The organism is Leptolyngbya sp. FACHB-321, from assembly GCF_014695975.1.
Lineage (GTDB): Bacteria > Cyanobacteriota > Cyanobacteriia > Leptolyngbyales > Leptolyngbyaceae > Stenomitos.
In genome coordinates, this window is sequence record NZ_JACJPI010000071.1 from 30,656 (window position 1) to 42,647 (window position 11,992).

At 48.8% G+C, this 11,992-nt stretch carries 10 protein-coding genes and 1 pseudogene; 3 read left to right on the top strand and 8 right to left on the bottom strand.

What is annotated here, in order from left to right; all coding sequences use genetic code 11:
- Window positions 1-389 precede the first annotated feature (389 nt).
- The 6 genes from H6F76_RS29820 to H6F76_RS19540 all read right to left on the bottom strand — a co-directional run bounded on the left by H6F76_RS29820 (window position 390) and on the right by H6F76_RS19540 (window position 3,834).
- Window positions 390-1,109: a GGDEF domain-containing protein gene (locus H6F76_RS29820; protein WP_199322238.1), complete on the bottom strand. Its 720-nt coding sequence runs from the start codon at window positions 1,107-1,109 to the stop codon at window positions 390-392.
- A gap of 36 nt (window positions 1,110-1,145) precedes the next feature.
- On the bottom strand, window positions 1,146-1,487 hold the full coding sequence (locus tag H6F76_RS29825; RefSeq protein ID WP_347276068.1) for a histidine kinase N-terminal 7TM domain-containing protein: 342 nt from the start codon (window positions 1,485-1,487) through the stop codon (window positions 1,146-1,148).
- Window positions 1,420-1,998 (bottom strand): histidine kinase N-terminal 7TM domain-containing protein, encoded by a 579-nt coding sequence (locus H6F76_RS29830; RefSeq protein ID WP_199322240.1) that lies wholly within the window; start codon window positions 1,996-1,998, stop codon window positions 1,420-1,422. The genes H6F76_RS29825 and H6F76_RS29830 overlap by 68 nt, the downstream gene beginning before the upstream one ends.
- A gap of 403 nt (window positions 1,999-2,401) precedes the next feature.
- Window positions 2,402-3,022, bottom strand: coding sequence for a hypothetical protein (locus H6F76_RS19530; protein ID WP_190510788.1), 621 nt, complete (start codon window positions 3,020-3,022; stop codon window positions 2,402-2,404).
- A 337-nt stretch (window positions 3,023-3,359) separates the two neighbouring features.
- On the bottom strand, window positions 3,360-3,515 hold the full coding sequence (locus H6F76_RS19535) for a hypothetical protein (RefSeq protein WP_190510790.1): 156 nt from the start codon (window positions 3,513-3,515) through the stop codon (window positions 3,360-3,362).
- Window positions 3,516-3,579: 64 nt separating this feature from the next.
- Window positions 3,580-3,834, bottom strand: coding sequence for a hypothetical protein (locus H6F76_RS19540; RefSeq protein ID WP_206754398.1), 255 nt, complete (start codon window positions 3,832-3,834; stop codon window positions 3,580-3,582).
- A 1,283-nt stretch (window positions 3,835-5,117) separates the two neighbouring features.
- On the opposite strand from H6F76_RS19540, the gene H6F76_RS19545 reads away from it, so the two are divergent.
- The 3 genes and pseudogenes from H6F76_RS19545 to H6F76_RS19560 all read left to right on the top strand — a co-directional run bounded on the left by H6F76_RS19545 (window position 5,118) and on the right by H6F76_RS19560 (window position 10,164).
- Window positions 5,118-5,552: a hypothetical protein gene (locus tag H6F76_RS19545; protein ID WP_190510793.1), complete on the top strand. Its 435-nt coding sequence runs from the start codon at window positions 5,118-5,120 to the stop codon at window positions 5,550-5,552.
- Window positions 5,553-5,558: 6 nt separating this feature from the next.
- A pseudogene (gene cas12k / locus H6F76_RS30615) lies at window positions 5,559-7,580 on the top strand (type V CRISPR-associated protein Cas12k).
- Window positions 7,581-9,354: 1,774 nt separating this feature from the next.
- Window positions 9,355-10,164 (top strand): phosphate ABC transporter permease, encoded by an 810-nt coding sequence (locus tag H6F76_RS19560; protein ID WP_190510797.1) that lies wholly within the window; start codon window positions 9,355-9,357, stop codon window positions 10,162-10,164.
- A gap of 74 nt (window positions 10,165-10,238) precedes the next feature.
- Here H6F76_RS19560 and H6F76_RS19565 read toward each other — a convergent pair whose 3' ends face one another.
- A complete protein-coding gene (locus H6F76_RS19565; protein ID WP_190510798.1) occupies window positions 10,239-10,868 on the bottom strand; it encodes a precorrin-8X methylmutase in 630 nt (209 codons plus the stop codon).
- Between the two features lie 126 nt (window positions 10,869-10,994).
- Window positions 10,995-11,852: a TPM domain-containing protein gene (locus tag H6F76_RS19570; protein WP_190510799.1), complete on the bottom strand. Its 858-nt coding sequence runs from the start codon at window positions 11,850-11,852 to the stop codon at window positions 10,995-10,997.
- Between the last annotated feature and the right edge of the window lie 140 nt (window positions 11,853-11,992).

Below are 11,992 nucleotides of genomic sequence, written 5' to 3' on the forward strand. Positions count from 1 at the left end.
GCAGCACGTTTCAGAGTGGGCGGCTGTGCGCTCCAGGGTTGTCTAGCCACCCAACCACGACCAGCTCTTGGGCTCACTCCCCTCAGACGGCACCGACTTGTGCTCTTCCCTGCTTTTGTCCGAGTGGAGGACCAGCAGCTGTAGCGACAGCGTTTCAGCGTTTCTGTAGCCGTAGCGTTAAAACCAACGTGAAGCCTGAAAGCACTGCTGAGCTTGGTTAACGCTCTGTGGTCTCTCAGCTAAATCAAAGTCAGAAACAGAGGCACTGCTCACTTGATGCAGTCCCCCGGCGTACTTGCCCAATTGCTCCGGGGTGCAACTCACCAAGGCGATCACGATTGCCGCTGAGAGCTTGAGTAAGGCGTTGCTGTGCTTGTGCGGTCAGTGGTCTAGACCACTGTCTCGACACATTTAACACGATTTCGTCCCGCCGCTTTAGCGACATAAAGAGCTTGATCAACTACTTGCATGAGCGACTGACTGGTGTCCCCATGTTCAGGAAATAAACCGACCCCCAGCGAAAGTGTCGTGCGGATCGTTGCAGCACCAAACTGCACGCGCATGGCTTGAAAGGAGCGTCGAAGCTGTTCGGCGCGCTGACAAACATCCTTCAACGTGATCGCCGGCAGCAGCAGTACGAATTCTTCACCACCGTAACGACACGCGATATCGCCTCGTCGACTGTGAGCGCGCAGCAAACGACCAAAAGCCTGTAAGACGCAATCACCACCTTGATGCCCGTAGGTATCATTGACTTGTTTAAAAAAATCGATGTCCATCAGGATCACAGCGACCGGATAAGCTGCCCGCGCCGCGCGTGCCAAATCTCGAGGGAGCGTCTCCTCAAAATAACGTCGATTGAATAAGCCCGTCAGAGCATCGCGGATCGCCTGTTCACGTAGCTGCGTTTGGAGTGCGTTGATTTCGCACAACTGGGCTTGTAAGCGTTCGTTTACCTGACGCAGTTCCAGGTCAGCTTGTTGCCGTTGAGTGACATCGCGCAAGACAAGCAAATGCCCAGTGAGACAGTTACAGTGATCGCGTAAAGGTATGACGTGTAATTCCACATAGCAGCCTGTGCTCAGCTCCAGTAGCAATTCACTCGGCACTGTTTCAGACGCTTGACAAAGCTGAGCGAGCGCTGGTCAGCTTGAGCCTAATTGCCTAAGCGGTTGCCCCAAGCAAGTGACGCTGATCCCAGTGAGCTGCTGGGCGGCTGGATTGATATCAAGCAACCGCTGGTGTAGATCTGGCACGAGGACACCATCCGACATACTCTCGCTCAACATGTCTCGTGCCACTGGTACCAGATCAAACAGACGAAAGCGAAAGAGGGTGACGAAATAGATGAGACCAGCCAGCAAAAAGCTCATCGGCGTGAGGTTGAGACCGGCAGGCGTGAGCTTGAGCATATACGCACTACCACCGAGCAACGGGACGAGCGCTCCTGCTAACGCCAGCCGCGATTGTTGCTGCTGGAGTCGCACGGGGCGCCGCTTGCACCAGTAGCCATGAACCAGCAAGCGTATAAAGATAAACGCAGGTCATGACCCAATAAAAGCCTGGACCATGCTGGTAAACAATTTGGTTAGTGCCCTGGGAAGATGGCACAAAGCCACGCCAAACCAACTGATGCTGTTCGTTAGTCGCCACTAAAACCACATTGAGACTGGGGATTAGCCAGAACAAGACGGTGTTTTTGAGTGTGAGCCACTGCCTTTTGTGCGTGAAGTAGAGCGCAAAGATGAGAAAGAACGTCATCACGCTGCCAGAGCCAACATATTCCCACTTAGACCAAAAGATTTTGTCCGGTAGAGCGATTGCTGCCGCTTCGAGCGCGGCAACAGTGGCATAAACAGCAGTCGAAAGCAACAATAAAATAAACGGTCTGCTGGCAGAGGCGGCAGCACGCCGGTGCCAAGCCGCAACCGCAAGCGCAACCGCGAGCAGCGCTGTGAGGCTGAGGATGGCAAAAGAGGGATTATGGTTGAAAAGCATAGTGACGCTGAGTTCTGAGACAGGCTCTTACCGCAAGAGCCGCCAGCGAGTGCTGGCGGCTTAGCGCTCTTTGGCTAGTCAACCAAAAGCCTTAGAAGCCTCAGCGACGGTGTCAAAAGGCTGCCTGAGGAACGGCACAGCAGGGGTTTGAGGCTCTTAAGTGCCAGAGGGTTCAACTTGTACACGCGGCTTGAGCAGCTTAACGTACTTTCGGTTCGGATGAGACTCAAACCGCCTCTATGCGGCGAAAAAAACTAGGACAGGAAGGACAGGAGCCAGTCTTGCCTGCTTAGAGCCTACGCTGGATGCTGCTGCACCTCAGACGAGGGCCCCAACCGCAAGCATGGCGTTGATGCTCAGCCTGAAGGCTGAAAGCTGCAAGGCGCTCAGGCGTGGCAGGAAACTAGTCGAAAGAAAAGCTAAAGGGTCCGAGCGAAATCGTTGTGGACTTGACACTGTCTTTAAGCGTTTCTTCAAGCAGGGGCATATCAACAAACCGCACTGCCATCGGGGAGCTAAAGGTGATCTCACCGAGGCGTTGGTTCGGTTGAGCGGTGATGCTTAACAAGCGCAAGGTGTAAGTATCGTCTCGGTTAAACGGTTGCAAGCTTAAGTCAACCTTGGCTTGAGGCTGGCTAAAGGTGGATGGCTTAAGTTGGGTCACCCGATGGTGGCGATCCGCGGTCTGGACTTCGAGCTGAATGACCACGTCTTGAGCCGCTAGAGTAAGGCCGAACTCAAAGCGGTCAAAATCCTGCTTGGATTGATTCTGCACTTGCACCTGCGCTAGCTGCAAGTGGTTATAGCTGTAAGTCGTCTCACCATCAGAAATTTCAAGCTGCGCGCGCGGCAAAGCGGTGCCACCGAGGCTTTCAAACAGTGGTGCCCGCTCAACCCGACACCCAACTCTCGGTTTGCGCTGCCGGTAAGCCGCAATGAAGGCGTACGCCAAAGCACCAATGGCACTGCCACACAGGAAGAGGAGCGTTGCGAAGAGGAGTGTGTACCCGGAAAGAGAAGCCATGTGAAGCAAGTGGCAGGCTCAGACCGGCCTGAGGTGAATTAATCGGTTAGTGTGTATGAGCGCGCCGCCGTCGGGAAAGCGTGCCGCCGCGTTCCAGTATTACAAAGGATCGTGCAGCCTGCTGACATCACCCCAAAGTCAAAGCGCCGCTCCCAGGTAACAACCAAAAGATGGCTGCCATCCGCAGCTAACTAGATCACCGACGCACTGGCACTGCTGCTCCGGGGTGCAACTAACCACGAAGAAAGTGAGCATTAGTAGAAGTTAGCGAATTGACTTCATTTTAATCAAATGGCTCACTTTCACACGAATCATTGCCAGACCCCAATATAATGTCTTACTGGGAAACGGCCTTGAAGCCAGTTTCGTTGAGGATGACCTGGTCCTCTTGGCGAACCGTTAGCTGAGTGCCCGTACCCCATGGGGTAGGATTATCTGGGCTACTAATCGGCATTTCTACAATATGAACGTACTCGCCGTTGCGCCAACCCATCGAGTTCCTACCATTGCGGCTGGTGAGTTTTCCGTTGCTCAGGCTTAGACATTCTCCCCTAGAATCACACCCCCGATAGCTTAAATTGCCGGTGCCATTGACGCCCGACCATGACCTGAAATTGCTGATGGTTGATCGTCCATTCCCCGTTAGTGTAGGTTTCGCTATCGCTCGTAGGTGTCGAAGATGCAGGTGCCGAAGAGTTGAGTACCTGTAGCTTTGTAATAATCCATGCCCGCCGGGTTTTGCCACACGGTTCGGTACTTGGACAATCAGCTAGATTGCCTTGTTCATAGGTTGCTCGCAACCGCTGACGCAAATACGCCTTCTCTTGAGAACAAATCTCAAAACGTGCAAACAGTCCTTTATACTTGACGTTGTTGTCATCGACTAAGATGACATAGCACGTCAAATCGCCATTTTGCAGCTCCTCTACGGTGCCGATCGTGGGTCTATTGTTCGATTGATTATTTTGTACGGCGGGATTGGCAGGTGCAGAATTGCCAGACTCAGCAGCCTAAGCCACTGAAGATGCCGTAGCCGCTGGAGTGCTGGCAGAACTCCCTAGCGTTACTTGAGTCGATTGTTGCGGCGACTGGCAACCATAGGCACTTATTGCTATTCCAGTGACCAAGACCATGATCTGCGCCAAGCGTAACTTTGCAAGCACCGCAAATTGTTGAAGCGTTATAAGGTCTGATGCGAAGCATCATGATTCTCCTTGGTGAACAAAGTAGAAATAGCAATCGAAAAGATTGAAAGATTAGAGGACTGGGAAAGCACCTATCAGAAGTCGAGGAATAGCACTCGTGACGCGTTGCTGTACTGGCGTTGTGCTTTCCCGAAATCGCGAGAACTGATTAACAGCCAACGGGTTCGACTCAAACACCTGGACTGCGAACGAGGTCATAGAGTCGCTGGCGCACGCGCAGGCTCGCAAACCCCTTGGCGATCGCGTTGTAATTGGGGTCTGGCAACGATTCGTGTGAAAGTGAGCCCTTGTATCACAATGAAGTCCATGCGATGACTTCTACGAATGCTCACTTTCTTCGTGGTTAGCTGCCGGACGCGCAGAAGGTCCACGCAAAAACGGGGGTTTCGCTCGACTCAAAGAGCTCAAACTCTATAAAAAAGCCGCTTTTTACGTGTCATTTAGTCCAATAGTGGTCCAGCCGTCAGAAGCAGTGGTTCTAGTGTCATAAAAGAAACTCATCGATTGCTTTGCTTGAAACCCATATGCTGCAAGGGTTTCAAGCAAATGGCTTGTTTTTACACGAATCGTTACCACAGGCCTTTTTTGCCAGCTTAGTACAGGTGTAGAAATCTAATCTGCAAGAGGTCTATACTCTTCAGCTGATGCTGTGACTGAGCAAAAGATTTTGCGCAATTTGCAAATAGGTAGCACAAGCTTATAAAGTTGAAACCTGTGCGCGTTGCAGGGTTTGATTCACTTCCAATTGCTGTTCCTTCAATGCAGTTGGATGTCAACTTATCAGAAGCTAGAACACTAGACTGGAGCTGCTCTCACTCGTTGCGCAACTCATTTGCAAATTGCGCTATATTTTCTGCTCATTCACAATCGTTGCTCTTGAAAATTGTGTTGTGCGTAAAGAATTTCGTACTGCTCAAGCGCTTTTGTGTGCCAGTGACGAGGTACTCCAGATTCTATGGGAGTACACCGAGAAACACACGCTGCTCGTAAATGAGCTATTTATTGAAGTTCCTAAGCACTTAAAGTTTGAGCAGTGGAAACAGAAGGGAACCGTTGCTAGAGAAGCTATAGAGAAAGAGATTCTTCCCCTTAAGCAGTCTGTTCGTTTTGCTGGTTTGCCAAGTCGTCTTTATGTTTCTGCCGTTTTTATCACAATTCAAGCCTATCGAGCTTGGTTAAAGCAGCAGTCAATATGGCTCTGGCAGTTGCTAGGTCACCAAAAATGGTTCGATACAATTTCATCAGGTTCTAAGTTAGCTGCCGAAACAGACTTTAGCTTTAAGCAAATCCAGGCAAGAGCACACGAGGTTTTGGAGCAAACCTAGCAAGAAATGTTTGCTTCACAAGAGCAAACACTCCAACAAGCTAATCAGCCTCAAGACGAATCAACTGTGATGGATGAGAGAGACTTACTGGGTGAGCTGCTCGATGCTTATGACGAAACCAGTGACCTCCAAACCCAACTTGCCATTGTGCACCTGCTTCTGAGTAATCTTCAAGTCGCGGAAGAGGAGCACACCCCAGAGGCAATAGCTAAAAGACTGGATGCGAAGAAGATTGAAATTGAGCGACTTCAAAAAAAGTTAAAAGCTCGGCATCCGAAAGGGCGTGATCCACTAGGCGATCGCTTCCTTCAAGATATTGACATCGCGATTTCTGCCCCATTGCCTCGGGCTGATGCACCGGAGGAATTTGCTGCGGAATTTGATCAATGGCTTGATCAAAAGCAAATTCGCTTATTCAACCCAGCGCACTACCCGCTCCGATTTGAAACGCAAGACGACTTAATTGGGTTTCAAGTCGTGCGGGAGAAGCCTGTTGAAGCAAAGAGTTCGCAGCCCGATCAGACGTTGAAGTCTGGAACATCAAGAAAAAAGAAACGGCGCTCTATGAAGCGACGGCGAAAAATTCCCCAAACGAGGATCTGCGTTTGTTTTCATACAATGCGTAACCTGAGGTTTGAGGTTTATTGCGATCGTCGTCAACTTCAGTACTTCAAGCAATTTTTATCGGACTACGAAGCCTACACCAAGTCGGAGGATGAAGAATTTAGCGCACGGTCATTTCTCTTTCGCTCTGCAACAGTGTTTTGGGTTGAGGATGAGAAGTTACGTCGTGAGATGAAAAAACAGCAATGGAAGCAAGCCGGAAAGACTGACAATTTACCAGAGCTACCACCTTGGAAAACCCACCGACTTTATCTTCATGTCGCGATTGATGATAAGCAGCTAACTGCTGAAGGGACGGAACAGGTTCGGCAAGAAAGTCTAAAAGAATATCAACAACGGCTCCAACGGAGTGAGGACAAGCTGAACAAACTTGAAGAGCAATATCAGGTAATTCAGCAGCAGCGCCCTCTGACAACAGCCGAATCTAAAAAAATAAAGAACTAACGAAGTTCAGTTAAAAGCACTAGAACGACAATCGAACGTTTGACTAACACTACACTCAAACGTCCAAGCAAACCTCCCTATCAAGGGCAGAAAAACAGAGTTATGGCAGTCAGCTTTGATCGCAAAGACCCAGTGACAATCGCGGTGGTCGATCAACTGCACCCATCAGATCCATTTCACTGCTCAACAGAGGAATTGCTGATTTACCATCGTACTCAGGTTCAAGCGGTAAACCGAAATGTTCGCCTATTTAAGCTAAAGCGCAGGATAAGATTGCTGACGTTACAGTATAAGCTGATCCGTTGCTTGGGAGATCTTGAAGCAGCCAGATTTCTGCTCTGGATGAATTATCAGGTAGAGAGAACAGGACACACCATTTTGTGGACTGAGTTCCAGTACCGGATGTTGAGAGTTGCGCTGGTTATTGCTGGCATTCCAGTTCTGCTACTGCTCAACCTGGACGCAAAGGATGTGGCGAGCGACTATCAAACCGTCACAAAGCTTCACGAGCACCATAAAGAGCGAGTTAATAAACGTGCTCAGGATCAGAAACTGAAACACCGCTATCGCAGGAACTCTACAGAATCCAATACCCGGGAGTATTTAGCACGAGTCATCGCGGCTGCAATTGTCAAGTTAGCGATCGAGTTTCAAATAGGCGCTATTGTCATTCCTGATTTGAGTGACATTCGAGAAAAAGTAGAAGCACAAATTCGTGCTGAAGCTAAACGAGGGCATCCAAACAACTATGGAACGCAGGACAATTATGCCAAAGATACCCGAGATAGCTTTCACTGCTGGAACTATAGTCAACTGGCAACTTTCATTCAGGAACGGGCAAGGAAAGATGGAGTTGCGATCGCAATCATGCCGCAGACTATTGAAGGGACGCTAACCGAAAAAGCTACCAAAATGGCAACCGAGTTCCGACCTGAGCATCTGCTTCAAGCGTCGGATTGATGTTTTTGAACTATGACAATTCAATAACAGTAGCGACTAATCCGCACGTAATGTGGTAGATCAAAAACACTGGGTTGTTTAAGTGCTTTCCGTCCCAGTCAAACCAGGATTGCTTCGCAAACTGGGGCTACTTGCATCCGCTCTAGAACTTACCCCTCCAGAGTTAAGATACGGGAGAAATCCTATATTAAGGTTGCAGTTCTCTATGCTTTCAAGCATTGAGGATAGGGTCATATACCCTCTGTAGCTGAGAAACGCCCCTAAAGGGTTGAACCCACACCACAATAATATCTGACAAACCGAAGCAAGGGAGAAATCTCTGGGAGGTTTGCCAAAACGCTTGAAACTTCTTTAGCGAGTGAGCTTTTCAACTTTTTTGAATCAAGCTTATTGCTTGCTCAAGCGAGTTCAAGCTTATCTTTCGGGACACTTTACGAACTTCGCCAAATTTCTATACTGAGCTAAGTGTATGTAAGTGTTTTGGCTGCGGGAGTCGCAATCGCCCTTCCGATAGCGGATGGGTTGAAGGGAATAATTAACGTGAGTTCGGGATAAGGAATCGCTAGAAGCCCTGATTTTCTGCGGCTTGCCACCACGCTCTCGGTCAAGTTCTTGTCAATAAGTCTCACAGTTGCAAATACTTGCAGTAGCAGGTCTTATTGAGAAAGGGTGACTGGCTGGCTACTTAACTCAAGCTATTCATAGTAGGGGTTTTAGCCTTCGGCTTAACCCGAACTCACGTTAATTAATTTCTTCAGCCATTTTCCAAAAACAGATCGTACCTGCCCTCCCTATAGCGGGTAAACTGTGATCGCTCTCTCGACAGCAAGTAGCTGAAAGTTTTAACGCCTTGGTCCCACCTAGCCTAAGTCATTGATATCATGAGTACCCTCTCAATAGCAGGTAGAGCGCAAACCCATAATCAGCGAGGGTAGAAAGAACTTCTAAAGAAAAACGTGCTGTGAATGAATAATGTGGGTTGAAAGGACTGCCTGACCCTGGAAATATTCTGCGAAAAAGGTTTTAGAGGTAGTGCATAAAAAGGTGTCATCGGCACCTTTACCTTTTGTTGAAGAAAAGTCTTCCCGTTTAATCTGCTGCTTAAAGGCTGCCACCAAGTTTGATGCGGTTCATTTTTGGACAAAATCGCTTTAAAACCGATCTAAAAATTTAAGTGGCTGCTCTATTCCCTGAAATGCCCATATTCCGTCTTTCTGGACAAGATCGCTTTAAGAGCGGACAAAATCGATTTAATGGACAACAGCCGAAAATTGCCAAAAAAATTGCCTGACCCTAATAAGCCCCCAGGGTCAGGCAGTCTGTCTGTAAGTACGCTCTCCTAGTTGCAAAAGCTAAACGAACATAGTTGCCCCCTATACCTGTCTAGCCTTTCCGAGTGCGTTCCTCAGACTCTGTATCCATTCTGCTGCCTTTCCTTGCTAGAACCATCCGATATAGTACTCAAAGACTTCTAAAGATTGGCCAGTTCTACTCTACCTAAGTCCGTAAATTCACTCTTTTTGTAACTGAAGCTCGGTAAAAGGAAGTTTCAGGGCAACAAGAAGCACTATTTAGTAAGAGCATAGAGGACATGGATGAGTTGATCAGTCGATAGGCAAAGACGGCGTCCTATGCACCAACATCAATAACAGGATCAAACTATTGTTAAAAGAGATAACTACAGACGCAACACCTATCAGTGGGCTGAGTCCTTCGTCTAATGTTAGGCTCGTAGCAATTCATCTGTTTGCGATCGCATTCATCAGCCATAGCTATGCTCATTCCATTAACCCGTAAAACCTTTGAAACGTTGGTTCCGGCAGTGGCTACTGGACCGCAGTACATCTACTGTTGGGGAAAATTTCCTGCCTTGCTCTTGCGTCTGCTAATTTCGATCGGTGGCGTGACGGTCATTCTACTGTTAGGCAGTCTTTTAGGTGAGGGCTTTGGCTTTATCCGGTTTCTACTGGGTATTATGACGGGGTTGTATTGGCTATGGGGACCTGTTTTTTGGGCGAGCTTAAAGAATATTGAGTTTCGTAAGTACGCCTATAGCGGTTTTTGGCAGGGGGATGTCATTGATGCTTTTGTTACCGAGGAGCTGATTGGTAAAGAAGAAACGGTGAATGAACGGGGTGAATTAGTAATTGTCGAAAACAGAGAGCGGCGTTTCAACCTGGTTGTAGGCGATGAGACAGGCTTTACGAGCCGACTCCAAGTGCCGCTTAAGCGAAATTATCAGGCGATCGCAATTGGTGATGCAGCAGAAATGGTAGTGATGTCTAACCGGGGCGATCTGGGTCGAATTAACAAGACATCTGACATTTACGTCCCTAACCACAACCTTTGGGTAAGTGATTATCCCTTGCTACTGCGTGAGACGTTTGTTGAGGTGAGCCACCAGTTAAATGGGCAAGATCGGGACGCGCAGGATCGGGATGAACGTTATCGCAGCGATCGATTTGAGTCAGAACGCGATCTGCAATCACGAGAGCGATATGAGGATAGGGATCGTGGTGGGGCAATTGAGCTGAGTCGTCGCTCACGTCGTCGATCTCGCAACAGACCCTCAACCAACTGGTAACTGAAGCATCACGGCAACAGTTCTAAATGCTCGCTGCTGTGATGAGCAGATGCCCCATTGGCTTATTCACCCTTTCACATCATGCCGTTCTGCTCTCGCCCGTAAGCTTGCCATGCCAGATCGACTAACCCATTCATGATCGCTGCTGCCACAACTGCATTGCCCTTGCGACCTTCGATCCGAATATGGGGGATGAGTGAATCAGCCAAGCGCTTTTTCGCAATTTCTGCATCAACAAAACCAGAAGGTGTCGCAACAATGAGTGCCGGACGAATCTCTTCCGCCTCAATTAAATCGACTAACGCTGTGAGTGCTGTCTGCGCCTGACCAACAACAAAAATGCCTTCTGGATAGCGTCGAGCAAGTGTTTCAATGCCCCAAGCCGCACGAGTCTTTTCCTTTTGAGGACGAGTGAGCGCCTCCATGCTGCAATAGACGGGGTTTGCAAACGTATTCTGAATGTTAGTTGTGATGCCCACCTGCACCATCGGCACATCGACGACGATCGTACTTCGCGCAGCAAGAGCGGCGGCTCCAGACTGTAGTGCTGCGTCTGCAAAGCGAATCAACGCTTTGTACTCGAAATCAGCCGTTGCATAAATGACGCGACGAACCAGCTCATATTCGGCAGGTGAGAAAATGTGTTCGCCAATCTCTCGATCAATAATCGCTAGACTTTGAGCATCTGTTGAGTGCCATTCCATCGCGACCCTTTACAAAATAATTGCTTGTGGTAAACAGCCTACACTTGCCAGCCCCAAATGGCGACCCTTTGCGATCGCCATGCTGCGAGACTCAAGCGAATGCTAAAAAACTGAACTCAAACAGACTTATACTTCATCAGAAGAAGGGTTACGGCTAAGTACAGGCACTAAAAAGGCAGCTAGAGCACCGACCATAAAACCAGCAATATTGCGAAACAGCGGTAGCCAATCAGAGGTGCGAGTAACAACAGGACCAATGCCGAAGGCAATAAAGAGAATGCCCCATAGTGGAGAGAAGATCAGTGCCCACTGCCACGCAATAACCTGCCCTTCTTTGCGAGGTTTAGCAGCAAAACCACAGACAACGCCACCCACAATAGAGGTGATTAGCGTTAGAGCCCACTGTTCGGGAGGCAGCCCAGGCACAACCAAGCAACCACCTCGACGCAGACACAGTTTAATTGATTCCAGCGCTTCTAGAATCGACTGATCTTCACCATGTTCGCGCACAAAGAATTGATTGCCAAAACGGGTCTGTAGTTCAATCCAGAACGTGCGAGACATCAACGGGTAAAAATCATCACCCACGCTGAAATTAAGTAGATTGCCGCCACGCGGATCAGCTACCAGCAAAACGCTGTGTTTATCCAGTCCCCAATAGTCTTTTACTGCAAGACCAGGTGTACGCTCAAACTGAGTGAGTACCCGCAGTTTCCAACCAGTTTCTTGTTCAAAGTCTTCCAAATCCTTTGCCAGGTTTGCTTCCTGTTGACCAGTCAAGGCATTTGCCAAGTCAATCACGGGCGTTTGTATGTCTGGCAACAATTCAGGATTGTTGTAGGCGTACGCAGTTGAATGAGCTAAACCATTAATTGGACTAAGCCAAAGTGCCAAGGCAAAAAGGAGAACAGCTGTATGGCGCAGAAGTTGCTCGAACCGCGATCGTACCGATCGCCCTGTAACAAAAGCTGGAGGAGTGGACATGGGGAATAGCGGCTTTATCGTAGAACTATGCTGATACAGAAGCGTGATTTATCTTTACACTCTTTAATCTTACTCTCATCTTAGGAAGCTAAGGGATCATCGTCAATCATTATGTGGTGTCAACCTGTTGCTGCTCGTAC